Consider the following 18,978-nt stretch of genomic DNA (forward strand, 5'->3'; position numbering starts at 1 on the left):
AAAAGGCATACTGACGTGTCAGCATGCTTTTTGTGCAGCATGAACGCTTTATCGCGGATAAATCGAGTAGAGCCATTGCTTTGCGGTATCCAGTTAATCCTGAAGCCTTGTGTTCAACGGATGGGTATGCATTTTCCCGTATCTTTAAATCCGTCCCCTCCAGCATATGCTTCGCTCTGCGAATTCGAACACCATTCAGGTATTCGATGAACACTATTACAATGGGCAGGCCGATGGTATTATAGGTGACCAAGTGAAGTACGTCTATGTTTGACAGATGGCATGCAGCTATTGTACAGTAAATAAAGTTAAGTGCTTAACTATTTATTGGCGGTGGTTGGATGAAGAAGGATCTGCAGGAATACGTACTGGATTTACCTTTGCATACAGTTGCTTTTTTTTCTCTGGTTGAAGCAACGGCTAAATTAGTCGATGTGTCGGAACGATATTGGCAGTCCAAAGGTCTGAATGGTGCCAGAATTCGAATATTGGTTGAAATCATGAAGGAGGGGGGCACGATACTCCCTTCCATGCTGGCCCGCAAAATAGGCGTTACCAAATCGAATATTAGTCTCTTGCTGATCCCCTTGGAACATGAAGGCTTGATTATTCGGGCAAGCCATCCGCAGGATGGTAGAAAAACGGTGATTTCAATAACAAGTGAAGGCCAGAGCATCCTATTGAAGCACTTACCCGAAAACCGTCAACAGATTGCCGAGAAAATGAACGTCCTGAATGAGCAAGAACTGCAGCAATTGCTGGTCTTATTAAATAAACTAACAAGAATGTAAAATTTCTTGTTGTCCATTTAGTTAAGTGCTTAACTAAAATACTGCCACAGGAAGGATGTTATCCGATGTCGATTGTCATTACAGGGGCCAATGGTCAATTAGGAAGTTTAATTATGGAGCAGCTTCTCCAAAAAGTATCGGCAGATCAAATCGTTGCGTGTGTTCGTCACCCTGAAAAAGCTATTGCGTATCAGAAGCAAGGAATTGAAGTGCGTTATTGCGACTACGATCAACCGGAATCACTGGAACAAGCTTTCACCGGAGTTTCCAAGCTATTACTCATATCAAGCTCCAATCCAGACGATACGATTCGGTTGCGACAGCATGCCCATGTTATAGAGGCGGCGAAGCAATCCAAAGTCGAACATCTTCTATATACGAGCTTTGCTTTTCTTGGAGTCGGCTCGATTGCACCGTCTCATTTGCATTTGGCCACAGAGCATGCGATTCTGACAACCGGAATTCCCCACACTTTTTTGCGGAATGCGTTGTATACGGATTTTGTTGGAGTACTTGGTCTGGATACCGCCCTAACTTCTGGGGAGCTGAGCGTTTACCCTGGAGATTGGCAATTTAATACGGTAACACGAAGTGATCTGGCGAAAGGAACAGCAGCCGTTCTTACTGAATCGGGTCATGAGCATCAAAGCTATGAGCTGACTGCGCCGCGTCCATGGACCTTTCATGATCTGGTGATTGTGCTGTCTGAGCTTGCGGGTAAGCCGGTTTCACTTCGTCAGGAACCTCAAATCCACAACTGGATATACGGTTACTTGCGCAGGATCGATACGTCCTCAACCTCAGCCGATTTGGAGAAATTAATAGGTGGTCCCGTCACTTCACTAAAAGAAAGCATCCAGCCTTTTATCACTGCTCAATATCAATGATGTCTATGAATTATTTTACGAAAAACCCAGGTTTCCAATAGGCTTGGGCTTTTTTCTGTACATATCGGTTTCGATACTGTATATTTCAACATACTAGGTATAATAATTAAGTATACAATTGATAGCGGAGTGATTATTTGAGTAAAGCTAAGGGCAAGGGTGGAACAGGTAGAGGAACAGACAGTAAAGGCTGGAATCGATGGCAAGCTAGCGCCAATAGAGCCAAGAACTCTCCCAAACCGTATACGAGCAAAGCAGATAAAGCAGGCGGGACCAAGAACGCTGGCAGTAATAAAGGTGACAAATCGGACAAGTAGACAAAGGAGATCGATGGTTTGAATAACATAGCAGCACAAAGTGAATTACCCCCCAATTATGAGGGATTAATCAAGTCAGCCAATCGTACAGCGAATTGGAAAGAACGGTTGGATGCGGTTGAAGAGCTGGGACAGTGGAATATCCCACAAGTTATCGCTGTGCTTACACGGATCATGAACAACGATACGGTATTTCAGGTTCAAGAGGCTGCGTTCCATAAGCTGAAGGCTTTCGGTGAAGAGGTCCAACTGCCCTCCAAGAAAAAAGGCGAACTGATTAAAGGGACTGCCAAAATATTTACAAGAATTAAAAAGAGCTTTCCTGAAGGCCATACGTATGAGGAATTCAAAGAAAAACTGAAAAAGATGAGAACTGATGTGTATGATACTTACGAAGGCGAAAAGGGCGCGGATTTTGATGCGTGGCTTGAGCAAACGTGGGCGTCATTAACGAAAAAATAGACAAGTTTCATAAAAGACCCAACACCAATAGCTCTTTACGGTGTTGGGTTTCTTTGTATGATGTAGCGTCCATATGCATTATTTAGCCAGATCAAACGCTTTGCTTTGATTGATTGTAATCAGCTCCGACAGCTTGGTTTCAGAACCCACTCTTCGATATACCCATCCTTTGGCAAGCAGCGAGGCTTGTCCATTGTTAACTTCAATTTTTCCGGAATAAATCCGTTCGTCGCATTTTTTATGGTTACCATAATTCATATGATACAGCTCCGTAGCGTTTCCTTGCAAGTTAAAGGGTTTGCCGGGGGTGATCGTAGATTCCAGACCTGCGGAGGTAATCCCTGTATCAGGAAGCACGGTTCCATCCTTCTGGTATAAGTATAAGGTTATATTCGCGGTTGTACTGCTTGCATTTGACAATTGAAAGCCAAAATCAAACGGGTTATCCGAACTGCAATAATCGTGCATCGGAACTTGAAAGGATATGGATTGGGGAGAAGCTGGAGCAGCTAAAGCTTGAATATTTTCAGTAATCGTGCTCGATGGTTCAACAGCTGTGGCAGGTATGACGAACATAAGGCTTAAGGCGATGGCTGGCAGCAAAGCTTTTTTCAGGGTGTTTTTCATAGATAACGCTCCTCTTCTGGTCCTAGGACAGGGTGTTGATAAATGTGGGGGCTGCTTATTTGTGAGTTCATAGAATTTGCTGGAATACTATAATTATAATGGAAAACGATGACGGTGCAAAGGATTCAATACGACATACTACCCCCAGAGAAGATATGCTTGACGCGAACAGTATGAAAAATAACACAATAAATATCACACACTGCTGCTTTACGGCCTAGTCTATTGGCACAGCGAGAGGGAGCGTGTCTATGTTTAAAAGGTTTGAACAACTGTTCGGCGTTGATCTGGGTACTTGCAATACATTAATTTATCAACAAGGCGTTGGTATTGTTTTGAGGGAGCCTTCTGTGGTGGCCATTCATAAGGATACAGGGCAGATCGAAGCCTTTGGTGAACAAGCCTATGCCATGATCGGGAGAACCCCTGCCAATTTGGAGGTTATTTACCCATTAAAGGATGGAGTCATTGCCAACTTTGACATGACCTCAGTGATGCTAAAACATTTTATAAGTAAAATACAAGGTAAATATAATTGGTTTCGTGGTTCTCAAGTATATATATCTGTGCGGTGCGGGATTACCGAGGTGCAGAAACGGGCAGTGGAAGAGATGATCGTACATAAAGGTGGAAGAAAATCGGTAACGATCGAGGAGCCGTTGGCTGCGGCTATTGGTGCGGGACTGCCCGTTGCAGACCCTATCGGGAACATGGTCGTTGATATTGGTGGCGGTACAAGTCAAGTGGCTCTGATCTCGCTGGGTGGGATAGTCGTCAGCCAATATGTGCGGATTGGAGGCATGTCGCTTGATCAGGACATGATCGAATACGTCAAAAGAAAGTACAATTTGGTTATTGGCGAGCGAACTGCAGAGGAGATCAAGAAAAATTTGGCTTCAGCTGTCATGCCGGAAGGCGATGTGCGGATGGATATTAGAGGCAATGATATGATGGAGGGCTTGCCCAAAACGATTTCTATCACTTCCAAAGAGATTTACGAGATTGTGGATCAATTCTCCATGTCGATTGTCGAAACGATCCGCCAGACGATGGAGCAATGTCCACCTGAACTGGCAGGCGATTTGATGGAGCGGGGTATCCTGTTGTGCGGAGGGGGAGCGTTACTGCATGGACTGGATCGAAGGCTGCAGCAAGAAACAGGAATTCCGGTTTATTTGGCTGAGAAGCCGATGGAATGTATCGCTCATGGAGCCGGAGAGATGCTGAGCTATAAGCTTCTGGCATCAGGTCATCACGGTGCTGGAGGCTCCAAGCCGTCAAATAATACTGAAGCAGATGCGGTATAGTAAATAATCGGAAGTCCCAATACATGATTACACGTTGTTAAAAGGCCGTTCTTTGTGAGCGGTCTTTTTCTCATAAGCCAACTGGCATCATTTCATGCCTAAATGGTTACAGTAATAAGGGATACCCCTAAAGGTTAAGTACATTAATAAACAGAGGAGCAAGCTGATCATGACCAAGTCAAAAAGCAGAGATAAAAATTTGCAAAATGTAAATAAGGATTTACGTAAGTCTCCTGTGAACAGCCACCAGGCTCAGCAATTGCAGCAGGATACGAATGATCGCAGACATCAAGATGCCTTAAACCATGAAGACTAAATGGTGATCGATTAGTCATTAAAATTCAAAACATCCTTGGCTAGTTGGATGGATTTAAAAGATCGCTTTCGTATAAGTTAACCTCAAATTACGCATATTACCGAAGTTATCACAATCCCAATATCAAAGGAGACTTCGAGATGCAGCAGCAAACAAGTTCCAGCAGCAATACCCAAGGCTCTCAGCAAATGAATCATGGGGGTCATGAGCTTTTTGATATGCACGAAGTGTTAGGATGTACCATCAATGTGTTGGATCAATTTATGATGTTCAGACAATTCGTTCAGGACCCGGAGCTTCTGGACATTCTGGATCGTCAATATAATTTTACACTTTCCCAATACAACCTGACGGCTGAGTGCTTCACAACAGGACAAAAGCCAAGCCAGGAAACATCCACCTATATGATTAAAAATGTAACGCAGCCGATCTATGGGCTTACACCATCCCAGCCAAAGAAACCAAATCAATCATTGGCTGATGTTAAGGATGCAGGCATTAGCGGGCACATGCTTGGTCTGATCAAAAGCCATGCTTCGACCTTGACGATGTGTGCCGCTGAGGTGACGAATCCGGTCGTACGGCGGGTATTGGCTTCGCAAGTGGAAAATTATATTGAAATGGGCTACGAAATTTTTATGTATCAAAATAAAAATGCCTACTACCAGGTACCGCAATTGGCAGCAGCTGATACCCAGCAAATGCTCAATTCGTTTGTACCGGCAACCGGAAAACCACAAATGCCGTCTAATGCAGTCACTACCATTCACTAGTCATGACAATAATCCGGTAGAGGTCAAGATAACCTGTGCCGGATTTTCTTTGTCTTGGCTGGCCCTGAGATTAAGGATGTGGAGGGATTCTTTATGCAGACATCTCAGGGGAAGCTGCCCTGGTGGCAGCTAACTCTATTTGGCGTTGGATGCACCATTGGGACGGGGTTTTTTCTTGGTTCCAGCATCGCCATACATAAAAGCGGTTTTTGGATTTTGTTTATTTTTATCCTTGCTGCCTTAGCGACTCTGTTTGTTTATGAGGCCTTGGCTCATATGACCGTTCAGCACCCGCATAAAGGCTCTTTTCGAACCTATGCACAACAAGCCTATGGCCGCTCGGCAGGCTGTAGTGTGGGTTGGATGTACTGGAGCTCAGAGATGCTGATTATGGGAAGCACGTTGACGGCACTCGGAATTTTTACGCAATTCTGGCTTCCGGCTATTCCTCTTTGGCTGCTCGCAGCCGGTTACACGGTGCTTGCCCTTTTTGTCGTGATATGGGGCTCTAATGGGATTAATAAGGTAGAGAACCTGCTGGCTATCGTCAAAATTGGCGCAGTATTGATGTTCATTCTGGTGGCGGGATTTGCTTTTATAAAAGGAACAGGTGGCGTCAGGCCCGTTCATCAGAGCGCGGCGAAGTGGTTTGATACAGGCTGGCTGGGAGCATGGAAAGGGCTGCTTTATGCGTTTTATGCCTTTGGCGGTATTGAGGTGATGGGATTTATGGCCGTGGATTTGCGTGACCCCAAGCAAGCCCCGAAGGCTGGGAGACTTATGCTGCTTGCCGTTACAGTGCTGTATGTATTTTCAATCGGCTTGGCCTTGCTTTTTGTGACCCAAGAGGGTGTATCCGCTGATAAAAGCATGCTTATCGCAGCACTCGAAGTTATGGGTTTGCCTTATCTGGTGGTTGTGTTGAACGGTGTGCTTATTATTGCAGGCTTCTCCATTCTCGTGGCTTCCTTGTATGCCATTTCTACGATGCTGCTTGCATTAGCTGAGGATGGTGATGCTCCTGCATGGATAGCCGTTACGTCAGGAACACGCAAGCTGCCGCTATATGCGCTTGGATTTAATACAGTCGGTCTTGGTGTCTCTATTCTGCTTGCACTGCTTATGCCTAAACAAATTTTTGAGCATATCACGACAGCGGCGGGCTTGGTGATTTTATATACGTGGTTGTTTATTCTTGCCTCCTATCTGAAGCTGATCAAGCCTGGAGCTGGCGGCTGGGTGAAATCATGCGCAGCCATTCTTCTCATTACAGCAGCTGCTGCGGGGCCGCTTTTGGAGGAAACCGGTCGGCCTGGTTTTTGGTCAAGCCTGCTTATTGTGTTGGTCATCGGACTGATTACAGGATGGAGGTGGTATAAAGCAAATAAAGGAACCAAAGAGCTAGCCTAATCGTAGTTTGCTATTTATGAAAACGTACGCCCATAGCTTTGAATTTGTTTTTCATATAAGTAAAGGGACACTTGGACGGCACGGTTTCATCATCACGTAAATAATACTGCTTCCATTCCTGATTATTTTCCTGTCCATACCATTTCAGTGAGGGGTGTGCGCGTACGCCGTCGTAGTCGGCTAATTTTTGACGAATCAGCTTTTTCACGTTGCGACCAAAAGGTGTTGAATCGTTGATTTCATCAAATACCCACCGGGGCTGAAATGCAATAAGAAAATAAGGGGTTGTTCGGCTTTTACGAATCTGATGGGCAGGCGTACTGCAAAAAGCGAAATAAGGATAGCCGTCATAGCAGAATTCCCAGGAAGGATGGGAAGGATCTGTCGAAATGTGATCTGGCCAAGGGGAAGGGTCTTTGGCGTTAACCCGATTCAGAACGGACCAAAAAAGCTGCTCGAAGTCTTCTACTGAGGACTTATTCACAAGCTCTCTTGGTGTATTGAAAAATATAACGAGCGAAGCGTATTTGCCGGTTTCACGCGAACAGCCGCCATATTGCTTCAAGAGCTGCATAACATCGACAATAGCCTGCTCGGATCTTGGATCTGCTGCGAAACCGAAACGCAGGTTGTTGGTAAGAAAACCTTGTCGTCCCGGAATACACGGGTACTTCTGTTCGGGATCGGCAATCATATTTCCGAATTGACAAAAGGCATCCCGCTGCCATTCCGCGAGGTCTGACAGGTGAGCATCGAGCCAGACCTTGGTAGTTAAGCCAACCATGTTGAAAACCTCCTTCACGAGTACGGTGCATACTATGCGATGGAGGTTATATGGGTGAATGCCCTAATTTTTCACTAGTAATTAACGAGTAAGCTGTACAAAAGCCTGATAACCGAAATACATGCCAAAGCCAATGAGGGAGAGGCCGGCCAGTGCAGAAATAGTTTGCAGTAGGGTGCGATTGCCGAATTTGTGAAAGGAGCTGGCCAGCGCAGCCATAACCACATCCCACAACAGGATGCCTGCAAATATGCCCAAGCTGTTCCACAGTACTTGCGAGATACCGTGTTGGTGCATGCTCTCCGCCAGAATGGAACCGTAAATACCGAGCCAAAATAAAATATTAAGCGGATTCAGAAGTGCCATGACAAATCCGGAGCGGAAAGAGCTGATAGTCGATTGTTCATCCCTTGTCCTGGGCGCGGGCATTTTTTTTATATTTTGTAACGTCTCTATCCCTATGTACATCAATACAAAGCAGCCGAACAGCCACAAAAAGGTTTTCATAAAAGGTGTGCTTAAAAAATGGGCCAGACCAAAATAAATCAGCAGCATATATACCAAATCGGCACACATCGCACCCAACCCGATCAACCACGCATGGGTAAAGCCGTATCGGGCTCCCCTGTCGAGTTGAGCTGCATTAATGGGACCAATAGGTGCCGATAACGATATTCCAAGAATCATATAGGTGAAAAACGCATTCATGCACATTCCTCCCTTGGATGCCAAGACTTGTACATGTCATTGTATTCAAGGGTGCACTCCATTAGAAGAAGCTACAGGATTTCCACATCAATTGGCGTACATTTGTATCCATTACATTCGCTTTCTGAACACGGACAAGCCGAGATCGCGATGATCAGATCCATCTCCGCGCGAAGCTCGATATAGTCTCCGGCCTTCGATAACGGTTTTTCCACACGAATTTGTCCGGACGGATGAATCACCGTGTTCATGAACAAGTTGAATGGATAATGTTGATCAGGCGGGGATATGCCAAAAGGCGCAAGCGCTTTGTTCAGGTTATCATAACAGCTCGCATGGTTCTGTTTATTGTACAGCAGCTCATACATTTCAGCGCGGCAGGCGGAATTAATAAAATCGTGCTGACCTACGGTATCCGATAATACGGTGAGCAGCGGTCTGTATTTATTGGAGTAAATGATGTCGCCAGGCTTTACTTTCATTGTATGCAAAGCGTCCATAGTAACGCTCGGATCCAGACGCTCACTCGTATCGAGGGCTACATAGGCTACCAGATCAGCGACCTGCGCTCCCTCCACATCGGTTACTCGGACGACCTGCCCTTTTACAAGCTGAAAACCAAGCTCTTGTGTAGCGGGAATGAACCATTTTTGTTTAATCATTGCTGCCTCCTGCAGTGTTAGATGGGTTACTTTCACAGTATGGCTGCGGGGAGGGGTTGTCATGCAAGTAAAAAAGAGGCTTTTCAGCCTCCCTCATTCACGCATATGCAATTTCTTTAAGCTGGGGTTTAATTGAAGTTAAATGAATTAATTCAGGTGTTTTGAAAAACTCGGCCAATCTCCGAAGCCGCATGTATATCGTGCGCAGTACTACGGAATCCATCTCGGTTATCATACTTTGGTTGGCTATGAAATCTTGTAAGCTTACCTTAATGAGATATTCGCTGTCACGCAAATTTATAGAAAGCTGTCTGCTTGGACTGTATCCATTATTCACAACATATTTAGTTTGATTGACTGCACTTTGGTACAGATCGAGGCACCGCTTCGTTACGGTAACCTGTCTCTTGATGCCATGGCAATCTTTTAAAGTAAGCATCTGGCTTTCCACGTCTAAGGAATCTTTCTTTAAGTATACTAATTCGTGGATACCGAACCCTTCCATAAGTAGGCGAATAATAATGGCGTCTTGGGGGTTAATGCACTGGGACTCAATGAAACGGATTTTATCAAGTGTTATAATAGTCGATCATCCCTTCGTAATTCTGTATATGGGTTTACTGGAATATTTTACATTATATTAAAAGTTTTTTATACGATGTAAAAGAGGAGGTTTTGTCAGTTCATGACTGAAGGCGATTATACTTTATGACAAAAGTTTATGTTTTCTTTCATTCCTGGCGTGACTTTGCTCCGAACAATCATCTATGATTTAATGGCAGGTTGGGCTTGAAAAAGGGATGCTATAATAGAAGCTATAGCTTTTGGCCACTCGACGAAGAGGGGGGTGGAATCAGATTTTTGAAAAAACACTTGCCATGGAGGTAATAAACATGATAGATTAGTCTTCTTGCTGTTGCGAAGGCATTAAGCAGGAGGCAGATAGATGGACGATTTAATCATGCATTTAACTTGCAGGTAACGAGAAAATAACACTTGCAATTGAAGATTAAACGTGATAAATTAACATTCTTGCTGTTGAGAAGCTGAATTACTAATAGCAAGAACATGGATGATCTGATCATCAAAAAGAAATTAAAAAAAGTACTTGCAATTGAATGGGTGAATGTGATATATTAATCAGGTCGCTTTTGACGGAATGTCGAAAATGATCGAAAAGAATTGTCCTTTGAAAACTGAATCAACGAGTGAGTAAATAGCAGTACAAGAGAATGTAAATTCTCGTCAGCAAGGAATGAGTACAAATCAAAGTTCTACCTTAATGGAGAGTTTGATCCTGGCTCAGGACGAACGCTGGCGGCGTGCCTAATACATGCAAGTCGAGCGGATTGTTCCTTCGGGAACAGTTAGCGGCGGACGGGTGAGTAACACGTAGGCAACCTGCCTACAGGATCGGGATAACTACCGGAAACGGTAGCTAAGACCGGATAGGTGATTGAGACGCATGTCTGAATCAAGAAACACGGAGCAATCTGTGACCTGTAGATGGGCCTGCGGCGCATTAGCTAGTTGGTGAGGTAACGGCTCACCAAGGCGACGATGCGTAGCCGACCTGAGAGGGTGAACGGCCACACTGGGACTGAGACACGGCCCAGACTCCTACGGGAGGCAGCAGTAGGGAATCTTCCGCAATGGACGCAAGTCTGACGGAGCAACGCCGCGTGAGTGATGAAGGTTTTCGGATCGTAAAGCTCTGTTGCCAGGGAAGAAAGGCCAGGAGAGTAACTGCTCCTGGATTGACGGTACCTGAGAAGAAAGCCCCGGCTAACTACGTGCCAGCAGCCGCGGTAATACGTAGGGGGCAAGCGTTGTCCGGAATTATTGGGCGTAAAGCGCGCGCAGGCGGTCATTTAAGTTTGGTGTTTAATTCCGGGGCTCAACCCCGGGTCGCATCGAAAACTGGGTGACTGGAGTGCGGGAGAGGAAAGTGGAATTCCACGTGTAGCGGTGAAATGCGTAGAGATGTGGAGGAACACCAGTGGCGAAGGCGACTTTCTGGACCGTAACTGACGCTGAGGCGCGAAAGCGTGGGGAGCAAACAGGATTAGATACCCTGGTAGTCCACGCCGTAAACGATGAGTGCTAGGTGTCGGGGGTTTCAATACCCGCGGTGCCGAAGTTAACACAGTAAGCACTCCGCCTGGGGAGTACGCTCGCAAGAGTGAAACTCAAAGGAATTGACGGGGACCCGCACAAGCAGTGGAGTATGTGGTTTAATTCGAAGCAACGCGAAGAACCTTACCAGGTCTTGACATCCCGATGAAAAATGCAGAGATGTGTTCCCTCTTCGGAGCATTGGAGACAGGTGGTGCATGGTTGTCGTCAGCTCGTGTCGTGAGATGTTGGGTTAAGTCCCGCAACGAGCGCAACCCTTGGATTTAGTTGCCAGCATTGAGTTGGGCACTCTAGATCGACTGCCGGTGACAAACCGGAGGAAGGCGGGGATGACGTCAAATCATCATGCCCCTTATGACCTGGGCTACACACGTACTACAATGGCCGGTACAACGGGAAGCGAAACCGCGAGGTGGAGCGAATCTTTAGAAGCCGGTCTCAGTTCGGATTGCAGGCTGCAACTCGCCTGCATGAAGTCGGAATTGCTAGTAATCGCGGATCAGCATGCCGCGGTGAATACGTTCCCGGGTCTTGTACACACCGCCCGTCACACCACGAGAGTTTACAACACCCGAAGTCGGTGGGGTAACCCGCAAGGGAGCCAGCCGCCGAAGGTGGGGTAGATGATTGGGGTGAAGTCGTAACAAGGTAGCCGTATCGGAAGGTGCGGCTGGATCACCTCCTTTCTATGGAGATACCGTTTCTGCACAGAAGCGTATCAGCAGTATAAGTTGCCAATGGCAACAACAACGCTCACTCGTTGATCAGTTTTGAGAGGATAAACTTTCTCTCTGTTAAGCTTGTTCCTTGAAAACTAGATACCGAAACAAAACAAATGTTTAGAGCAGCGTTACTTAACTTCGGTTGAGTAACATCCAAATAGATCGATTCTTCGGAATCGAACTTATTAGCGGAATTGGTTAAGCTAATAAGAGCACACGGAGGATGCCTAGGCACTAGGAGCCGAAGAAGGACGTGGCGAACGACGAAATGCCTCGGGGAGCCGTAAGCAGGCTTTGATCCGGGGATGTCCGAATGGGGGAACCCGCATGAGGTAATGCTCATGTACCATGTAGTGAATACATAGCTACATAGGAGGCATACGAGGGGAACTGAAACATCTAAGTACCCTCAGGAGAAGAAAACAAAAGTGATTCCGTCAGTAGCGGCGAGCGAACGCGGAACAGCCCAAACCTAAGAGCTTGCTCTTAGGGGTTGTGGGACGTCAACATCGGGTTAGCAGAATAGGTGAAGCAGTCTGGAAAGGCTCATCACAGAGGGTAACAATCCCGTAACCGAAAATCTGCGACACCTGTAGACGGATCCCGAGTACCGCGAGACACGTGAAACCTCGTGGGAATCCGGCAGGACCATCTGCCAAGGCTAAATACTCCCTAGTGACCGATAGTGAAGCAGTACCGTGAGGGAAAGGTGAAAAGAACCGCGGGAGCGGAGTGAAATAGAACCTGAAACCGTGTGCTTACAAAAAGTCAGAGCCCGTTTATGGGTGATGGCGTGCCTTTTGTAGAATGAACCGGCGAGTTACGTTCCCGTGCAAGGTTAAGGTGAAGAGCCGGAGCCGCAGCGAAAGCGAGTCTGAATAGGGCGCATCGATATTTCCTTTGGAAAATCGTAGTACGTGGACGTAGACCCGAAACCGTGTGATCTACCCCTGCCCAGGGTGAAGGTGCGGTAACACGCACTGGAGGCCCGAACCCACGCATGTTGAAAAATGCGGGGATGAGGTGGGGGTAGCGGAGAAATTCCAATCGAACTCGGAGATAGCTGGTTCTCCCCGAAATAGCTTTAGGGCTAGCCTCGGAGTTGAGAGTCGTGGAGGTAGAGCACTGATTGGGTGCGGGGCCCGCCAAGGGTTACCAAGTCCAGTCAAACTCCGAATGCCACAGACTTTTATCCGGGAGTCAGACCGTGAGTGCTAAGATCCATGGTCAAGAGGGAAACAGCCCAGACCATCAGCTAAGGTCCCCAAGTGCAGGTTAAGTGGGAAAGGATGTGGAGTTGCCCAGACAACCAGGATGTTGGCTTAGAAGAAGCAGCCACCATTGAAAGAGTGCGTAATAGCTCACTGGTCGAGTGACTCTGCGCCGAAAATGTAACGGGGCTAAACCTGCCACCGAAGCTATGGCTCGAACAAGTAATTGTTCTTGGGTAGGGGAGCGTTGTGTAGAGGTTGAAGGTGTACCGTAAGGAGCGCTGGACACTACACAAGTGAGAATGCCGGTATAAGTAACGAAAAGACAAGTGAGAATCTTGTCCGCCGAAAGCCTAAGGGTTCCTGAGGAAGGCTCGTCCTCTCAGGGTAAGTCGGGACCTAACGCGAGGCCGAAAGGCGTAGTGGATGGACAACTGGTTGAAATTCCAGTACCACCGTGAACCGTTATGAGCAATGGGGTGACGCAGAAGGATAGTGACGCGGACTGATGGATGTCCGTCCAAGCAGCGAGGCTGGTGTGTAGGCAAATCCGCACATCGTAAGGCTGAGCTGTGATGGGGAGCGAAAATTGCAGTAGCGAAGGTCATGAGTTCAAGCTGCCAAGAAAAGCCTCTAGCCAGGGAGAAGGTGCCCGTACCGCAAACCGACACAGGTGGGCGAGCAGAGTATGCTAAGGCGCGCGGAAGAACTCTCGTTAAGGAACTCGGCAAAATGACCCCGTAACTTCGGGAGAAGGGGTGCCTCGGTAGGGTGAATAGCCCGAGGGGGCCGCAGTGAAAAGGCCCAAGCGACTGTTTAGCAAAAACACAGGTCTGTGCGAAGCCGTAAGGCGAAGTATACGGGCTGACGCCTGCCCGGTGCTGGAAGGTTAAGGGGAGTGGTTAACCGCAAGGTGAAGCTATGAACCGAAGCCCCAGTAAACGGCGGCCGTAACTATAACGGTCCTAAGGTAGCGAAATTCCTTGTCAGGTAAATTCTGACCCGCACGAATGGCGTAACGACTTGGGCGCTGTCTCAACGAGAGATCCGGTGAAATTTTACTACCTGTGAAGATGCAGGTTACCCGCGACAAGACGGAAAGACCCCATGGAGCTTTACTGCAGCTTGATATTGAACTTGGGTACGATCTGTACAGGATAGGTGGGAGCCAAAGAAGCATGAGCGCCAGCTTGTGTGGAGGCGACGTTGGGATACCACCCTGATCGTATCCGAGTTCTAACCTCGCACCGTGATCCGGTGCAGGGACCGTGTCAGGTGGGCAGTTTGACTGGGGCGGTCGCCTCCTAAAATGTAACGGAGGCGCCCTAAGGTTCCCTCAGAATGGTTGGAAATCATTCGCAGAGTGTAAAGGCACAAGGGAGCTTGACTGCGAGACAAACAGGTCGAGCAGGGACGAAAGTCGGGCTTAGTGATCCGGTGGTACCGAATGGAAGGGCCATCGCTCAACGGATAAAAGCTACCCTGGGGATAACAGGCTTATCTCCCCCAAGAGTCCACATCGACGGGGAGGTTTGGCACCTCGATGTCGGCTCATCGCATCCTGGGGCTGAAGTAGGTCCCAAGGGTTGGGCTGTTCGCCCATTAAAGCGGTACGCGAGCTGGGTTCAGAACGTCGTGAGACAGTTCGGTCCCTATCTGTCGTGGGCGCAGGAAATTTGAGAGGAGCTGTCCTTAGTACGAGAGGACCGGGATGGACGTACCGCTGGTGTACCAGTTGTTCCGCCAGGAGCACGGCTGGATAGCTACGTACGGAAGGGATAAGCGCTGAAAGCATCTAAGCGCGAAGCCCCCTCAAGATGAGATTTCCCAATTAGTAAGACCCCTTATAGACGATGAGGTAGATAGGTTCGGGGTGGAAGTGCCGCAAGGTATGGAGCTGACGAATACTAATCGGTCGAGGGCTTATCCAAGAAAGAGTCTTGCAAGCGAAAGCGAGTGAGACGCGCTGCTCAAGCGTAAAGTGTAAGTTTCGGATCTAGTTTTCAGGGTGCAAACTCTGAGCTGCCTGTCCTTTGTAAGGATGGATATTTTCTCGCAGCGATTTCGAAGGCGTAACGCTTCGAAAAAAGCTTAGGCTTACGAAGTCAGCTTTCTAACGAAAGCTCTTAGTTTGGTGATGATGGCGAAGGGGAACCACGCGTTCCCATCTCGAACACGACCGTTAAGCCCTTCAGCGCCAATGGTACTTGAACCGCAGGGTTCTGGGAGAGTAGGACGTTGCCAAGCAGCCCCCACGAATGTGGGTTTTTTTTTACCATGAATATTCCCTGATAGCTCAGTTGGTAGAGCACTCGACTGTTAATCGAGTTGTCACAGGTTCGAGTCCTGTTCGGGGAGCCATATGGAGAGGTGTCCGAGTTTGGTCGAAGGAGCACGATTGGAAATCGTGTAGGCGCCACAAGCGTCTCAAGGGTTCGAATCCCTTTCTCTCCGTAGTCATTATTGAATAAGGCCCGTTGGTCAAGTGGTTAAGACACCTCCCTTTCACGGAGGTAACAGGGGTTCGAGTCCCCTACGGGTCACCAAAGCAAGGGCGCTTAGCTCAGCTGGGAGAGCATCTGCCTTACAAGCAGAGGGTCGGCGGTTCGATCCCGTCAGCGCCCACCATATATGTATTGATTGACGCGGGGTGGAGCAGCCCGGTAGCTCGTCGGGCTCATAACCCGAAGGCCGCAGGTTCAAATCCTGCCCCCGCAACTTAATGATTTCGAGGGTAAATGTGCTTCGAAAACACTGTGGAGCCGTGGTGTAGTGGCCCAACATGCCTGCCTGTCACGCAGGAGATCGCGGGTTCGAATCCCGTCGGCTCCGCCATTTTATTGAAAATACATAAGGCTCGGTAGCTCAGTCGGTAGAGCAGAGGACTGAAAATCCTCGTGTCGGCGGTTCGATTCCGTCCCGAGCCACCATGTACTTCCTAATTGTATACATTGTCGGGACGTAGCTCAGCTTGGTAGAGCACCTGGTTTGGGACCAGGGGGTCGCATGTTCAAATCGTGTCGTCCCGACCATTTTAAATTTAATGCTAATTACATATAGTGATAACCGATAAACCTTGTCTATCAAGGTTTTTTTGCTATTTCGGAAAAGCTTTTAATAAGTATCCATTTAAATAGTAGAAACACGGATAGGAATTCTTAATTACATACAAAAAATCCATATTCAAATAGCCTTCCATTATGGATAATAATAGGAAGAAATAGCGGATAGCGAGGAGTTATGAACATGATATTAGAAAAAGTGGCTTATGGACAAAAATCGGTTCTGAGACAGCTAATGGAGCTGTATAAATATGATTTTAGCGAGTATGAGCTTGATGATGTTAACGAGCAGGGATACTACGATTATCCATATTTGGATCATTACTGGACTGAGGACGGCAGGTATGCTTTTTTTATACGAGTTGATGGGAAGCTGGCTGGCTTCGCTTTGATGAGAGCGCTTGGAGTGGATACAGAAGGGGATGCGATCTATTCGATGGCAGAGTTTTTTGTGATGAAGAGATTTAGAAGAATGGGAATAGGAAGCAAGGTAGCGATCAGCTTGTTTGACATGTTTCCAGGGAAATGGAAGGTGGGGCAAATAAAAAATAATACTTCATCGCAGCTGTTTTGGCGAAAGGTTATTTCCGACTATACAGATCATAACTACGAAGAAGGCAGGCGTGATGATGGTGAAGGTCCATTGCAAACCTTTAAATCAAATAGGTCGAACGAAGTTTGAGACTGCTTAAGGAAGAGGTATAAATACGGCTATGAAGGATGGAGGTTTCTATGTCCAATATGAATCAATTGAACAATTCACTTGATAAAATAGCTGTCATTACAGGAGCGACACGTTTGCAAGGAATTGGTGCTGCAATATGCAACGCACTGGCGCAGGCGGGAATAGATATCTTTTTTACAACGTGGCCAAGCTATGATCGTACTATGCCTTGGGGAGTCCATGATAATGAAGCATTTCAAATCCAGCAGCAAGTAGAGAGCTATGGAGTTCGCTGCAAATTTATAGAAATTGATCTATCTGAAGCAGACTCGTTCAGCCAAGTTCTGAATACGGTGGAGCAGGAGCTTGGAGCACCATCGATTCTTGTTAATAACGCAGCCTATTCGACTCGAGATGGCTACGAACAGCTGACTTCCTCGATACTGGATGCGCACTATTTTGTGAATATGCGAACAGCCTCCTTATTAAGTGTGGAGTTCGCACGCAGATTTGACAAAGGTACGGGCGGGAGAATCATAAATCTGACCTCAGGACAATCTCTTGGAGCTATGGAACAGGAGCTAGCCTACGCGATGACAAAAGGTGCAATAGAGGTGTTAACCAAGACGTTAGCCGCTGAAGTAGCGGATAAAGGAATCACGTTAATTCGGTCAACCCTGGGCCAACCGATACCGGCTGGATGACAGACTCTATTAAAGCTGAACTGCTGACTCGATTCCCGAGAGGACGAATAGGAACACCGGTGGATGTGGCACGGCTTATCGCCTTCTTGGCAAGTGATGAAGCAGAATGGATTACAGGGCAGGTTATGCACTCCGAGGGTGGATACAAGCGTGGGGGCTGATTGGAAGCACTGAGAGATTTTAATTCCAAATTTATGAATAATATCCTATAATCGTATTAAGGGTGTATGGGAATGCTGCTTGATGAGACGCATTCCTTTTTGAGCTATAAACAATCTGAAGCGAAGGGAGATATGTGCATGCAGCTAGTTACCGAGCGATTGATAATAAGAGAATTTAGACAAGCAGATTGGGAAGCCGTGCATTTGTACGCCTCAAGTCCTCTGGTTGCCACACATATGATCTGGGGGCCCAATACAGAAGAGGATACCAAGGATTTTGTGAGCAGAGTCATCGAGCAGCAGCAGGTGCAGTCGAGAAAAGATTATGAAATGGCTGTCGTCCTGAAGGCAACGAATCAGATTATTGGCGGATGCGGTATTCACCTATCTGAACCGAAGCAGGGCGAGATTGGTTATTGCTTCAATCCGGAATTTTGGCGACAAGGCTACGCAGCTGAAGCTGCTAAGGCTATGCTTGGCTTTGGATTTCAAGCTCATGGACTACATCGCATCTACGCCACTTGTCGTCCCGACAACATCGGTTCAGCCAAGGTCATGCAGAAAATCGGAATGACTTATGAAGGGCGTTTGCGAGAACATATGCACCATAAAGGCAAATGGCACGATTCCTTACTTCACTCCATATTGAAGCAAGAATTTAATCGTGAAGATAGTTCGCCGGAATAGGATCATCCCGATCTGTTTGAAAAACGATTGCAGCTGTAAGTGAACTTATATAGACGGAGTGATCAGTCATGAACATTGAGGTAAAAGAAGCAGGTATCGATCAAGCTGATCTGATCCTGTACACGATGCAGCAAGCTTTTCAGGAGTACACAGGTAAGTTGAATCCGCCCTCAGGGGCACTTTCCGAAACAACGGACGATATTATTAAAATCATGCAGCAGGGCGGCGGAGCGGTGATAGCCTGGGCGGATCAGACCGCTGTGGGATCGGCCCGTTATAAATTTAAGGATTCACACATGTACATCGGAAGAGTGTCAGTCTCACCTGCCTACAGAGGGAATGGGATTTGTAAAAAGCTGCTGAGCTTTATTGAGGGACAAGCTAGAGTCAAAGGAATATTGGAAACCAGGGTGGAAGTACGCTTATCGATACCAGGAAATGTTGAATTGTATCAGAAGCAGAAATATGAAATAATCGATCACATTTACTATCCAGATCGAGTAGATAGCTGGTATGTGATGAGTAAAAAGGAGTAATGAAGTTCGTTTTCTGTGAGCTGTAGAATGGAGACAATGCATGATTTTTTG

16 protein-coding genes, 8 tRNA genes, 3 rRNA genes and 1 pseudogene are annotated in these 18,978 nt (G+C 47.0%); 23 read left to right on the top strand and 5 right to left on the bottom strand.

What is annotated here, in order from left to right; genetic code table 11:
• Nucleotides 1-341 precede the first annotated feature (341 nt).
• The 4 genes from NST47_RS06180 (at nucleotide 342) to NST47_RS06195 (ending at nucleotide 2,457) form a co-directional block, all read left to right on the top strand.
• Nucleotides 342-791: a MarR family winged helix-turn-helix transcriptional regulator gene (locus NST47_RS06180; protein WP_341154350.1), complete on the top strand. Its 450-nt coding sequence runs from the start codon at nucleotides 342-344 to the stop codon at nucleotides 789-791.
• A gap of 65 nt (nucleotides 792-856) precedes the next feature.
• Nucleotides 857-1,678, top strand: coding sequence for an SDR family oxidoreductase (locus tag NST47_RS06185; protein ID WP_341154351.1), 822 nt, complete (start codon nucleotides 857-859; stop codon nucleotides 1,676-1,678).
• A gap of 137 nt (nucleotides 1,679-1,815) precedes the next feature.
• Nucleotides 1,816-1,995: a DUF3934 family protein gene (locus NST47_RS06190; protein WP_076237791.1), complete on the top strand. Its 180-nt coding sequence runs from the start codon at nucleotides 1,816-1,818 to the stop codon at nucleotides 1,993-1,995.
• A gap of 18 nt (nucleotides 1,996-2,013) precedes the next feature.
• On the top strand, nucleotides 2,014-2,457 hold the full coding sequence (locus NST47_RS06195; RefSeq protein ID WP_341154352.1) for a HEAT repeat domain-containing protein: 444 nt from the start codon (nucleotides 2,014-2,016) through the stop codon (nucleotides 2,455-2,457).
• A gap of 78 nt (nucleotides 2,458-2,535) precedes the next feature.
• Here NST47_RS06195 and NST47_RS06200 read toward each other — a convergent pair whose 3' ends face one another.
• Entirely contained in the window at nucleotides 2,536-3,084 is a 549-nt protein-coding gene (locus NST47_RS06200; RefSeq protein ID WP_341154353.1) for a hypothetical protein, read from the bottom strand.
• 251 nt (nucleotides 3,085-3,335) lie between these two features.
• Between NST47_RS06200 and NST47_RS06205 the strand changes: the two genes are divergently transcribed.
• The 4 genes from NST47_RS06205 (at nucleotide 3,336) to NST47_RS06220 (ending at nucleotide 6,890) form a co-directional block, all read left to right on the top strand.
• Nucleotides 3,336-4,391, top strand: a complete 1,056-nt coding sequence (locus NST47_RS06205) for a rod shape-determining protein (RefSeq protein ID WP_341154354.1) — start codon at nucleotides 3,336-3,338, stop codon at nucleotides 4,389-4,391.
• 169 nt (nucleotides 4,392-4,560) lie between these two features.
• Nucleotides 4,561-4,707, top strand: a complete 147-nt coding sequence (locus NST47_RS06210) for a hypothetical protein (RefSeq protein WP_179097742.1) — start codon at nucleotides 4,561-4,563, stop codon at nucleotides 4,705-4,707.
• A 140-nt stretch (nucleotides 4,708-4,847) separates the two neighbouring features.
• The gene (locus NST47_RS06215) at nucleotides 4,848-5,480 is read left to right on the top strand and encodes a spore coat protein (RefSeq protein ID WP_341154355.1); all 633 of its coding nucleotides are present in this window, start codon (nucleotides 4,848-4,850) and stop codon (nucleotides 5,478-5,480) included.
• Nucleotides 5,481-5,573: 93 nt separating this feature from the next.
• Nucleotides 5,574-6,890 (top strand): amino acid permease, encoded by a 1,317-nt coding sequence (locus NST47_RS06220; protein WP_341154356.1) that lies wholly within the window; start codon nucleotides 5,574-5,576, stop codon nucleotides 6,888-6,890.
• 10 nt (nucleotides 6,891-6,900) lie between these two features.
• Here NST47_RS06220 and NST47_RS06225 read toward each other — a convergent pair whose 3' ends face one another.
• The 4 genes from NST47_RS06225 to NST47_RS06240 form a co-directional block, all read right to left on the bottom strand.
• Nucleotides 6,901-7,674, bottom strand: a complete 774-nt coding sequence (locus NST47_RS06225) for a YqcI/YcgG family protein (RefSeq protein WP_341154357.1) — start codon at nucleotides 7,672-7,674, stop codon at nucleotides 6,901-6,903.
• Nucleotides 7,675-7,755: 81 nt separating this feature from the next.
• Nucleotides 7,756-8,382, bottom strand: a complete 627-nt coding sequence (locus tag NST47_RS06230) for a LysE family translocator (protein ID WP_341154358.1) — start codon at nucleotides 8,380-8,382, stop codon at nucleotides 7,756-7,758.
• Between the two features lie 71 nt (nucleotides 8,383-8,453).
• On the bottom strand, nucleotides 8,454-9,041 hold the full coding sequence (locus NST47_RS06235) for an urea carboxylase-associated family protein (protein WP_341159616.1): 588 nt from the start codon (nucleotides 9,039-9,041) through the stop codon (nucleotides 8,454-8,456).
• Between the two features lie 100 nt (nucleotides 9,042-9,141).
• The gene (locus NST47_RS06240; protein WP_445667442.1) at nucleotides 9,142-9,627 is read right to left on the bottom strand and encodes a phage lytic cycle repressor MrpR family protein; all 486 of its coding nucleotides are present in this window, start codon (nucleotides 9,625-9,627) and stop codon (nucleotides 9,142-9,144) included.
• A 696-nt stretch (nucleotides 9,628-10,323) separates the two neighbouring features.
• Between NST47_RS06240 and NST47_RS06245 the strand changes: the two genes are divergently transcribed.
• From NST47_RS06245 to NST47_RS06315, 15 genes and pseudogenes are all read left to right on the top strand, one after another.
• A 16S ribosomal RNA gene (locus tag NST47_RS06245) occupies nucleotides 10,324-11,866 on the top strand.
• A 232-nt stretch (nucleotides 11,867-12,098) separates the two neighbouring features.
• Nucleotides 12,099-15,044, top strand: a 23S ribosomal RNA gene (locus NST47_RS06250).
• Nucleotides 15,045-15,243: 199 nt separating this feature from the next.
• Nucleotides 15,244-15,360 (top strand): 5S ribosomal RNA (rrf, locus tag NST47_RS06255).
• Together the 16S, 23S and 5S rRNA genes with 8 tRNA genes alongside form the textbook arrangement of a ribosomal RNA operon.
• Nucleotides 15,361-15,398: 38 nt before the next feature.
• A tRNA-Asn gene (locus tag NST47_RS06260) sits at nucleotides 15,399-15,474 on the top strand.
• Between the two features lie 3 nt (nucleotides 15,475-15,477).
• A tRNA-Ser gene (locus NST47_RS06265) sits at nucleotides 15,478-15,567 on the top strand.
• A 17-nt stretch (nucleotides 15,568-15,584) separates the two neighbouring features.
• A tRNA-Glu gene (locus tag NST47_RS06270) sits at nucleotides 15,585-15,659 on the top strand.
• Between the two features lie 6 nt (nucleotides 15,660-15,665).
• Nucleotides 15,666-15,741: transfer RNA gene (locus tag NST47_RS06275), tRNA-Val, on the top strand.
• Between the two features lie 16 nt (nucleotides 15,742-15,757).
• Nucleotides 15,758-15,831: transfer RNA gene (locus tag NST47_RS06280), tRNA-Met, on the top strand.
• Nucleotides 15,832-15,871: 40 nt separating this feature from the next.
• Nucleotides 15,872-15,948: transfer RNA gene (locus NST47_RS06285), tRNA-Asp, on the top strand.
• 19 nt (nucleotides 15,949-15,967) lie between these two features.
• A tRNA-Phe gene (locus tag NST47_RS06290) sits at nucleotides 15,968-16,043 on the top strand.
• A 25-nt stretch (nucleotides 16,044-16,068) separates the two neighbouring features.
• A tRNA-Pro gene (locus NST47_RS06295) sits at nucleotides 16,069-16,145 on the top strand.
• 214 nt (nucleotides 16,146-16,359) lie between these two features.
• Nucleotides 16,360-16,857, top strand: coding sequence for a GNAT family N-acetyltransferase (locus tag NST47_RS06300; protein ID WP_341154359.1), 498 nt, complete (start codon nucleotides 16,360-16,362; stop codon nucleotides 16,855-16,857).
• Nucleotides 16,858-16,916: 59 nt separating this feature from the next.
• Nucleotides 16,917-17,704 (top strand): annotated as a pseudogene (locus tag NST47_RS06305) (SDR family oxidoreductase).
• A gap of 138 nt (nucleotides 17,705-17,842) precedes the next feature.
• Complete coding sequence (locus tag NST47_RS06310) at nucleotides 17,843-18,391, top strand: GNAT family N-acetyltransferase (RefSeq protein ID WP_341154360.1); 549 nt, start codon at nucleotides 17,843-17,845, stop codon at nucleotides 18,389-18,391.
• Between the two features lie 68 nt (nucleotides 18,392-18,459).
• Complete coding sequence (locus NST47_RS06315; RefSeq protein ID WP_341154361.1) at nucleotides 18,460-18,927, top strand: GNAT family N-acetyltransferase; 468 nt, start codon at nucleotides 18,460-18,462, stop codon at nucleotides 18,925-18,927.
• Nucleotides 18,928-18,978: the final 51 nt, after the last annotated feature.

Origin of the sequence: Paenibacillus sp. FSL H8-0034 (genome assembly GCF_038000305.1) — a bacterium.
Lineage (GTDB): Bacteria > Bacillota > Bacilli > Paenibacillales > NBRC-103111 > Paenibacillus_S.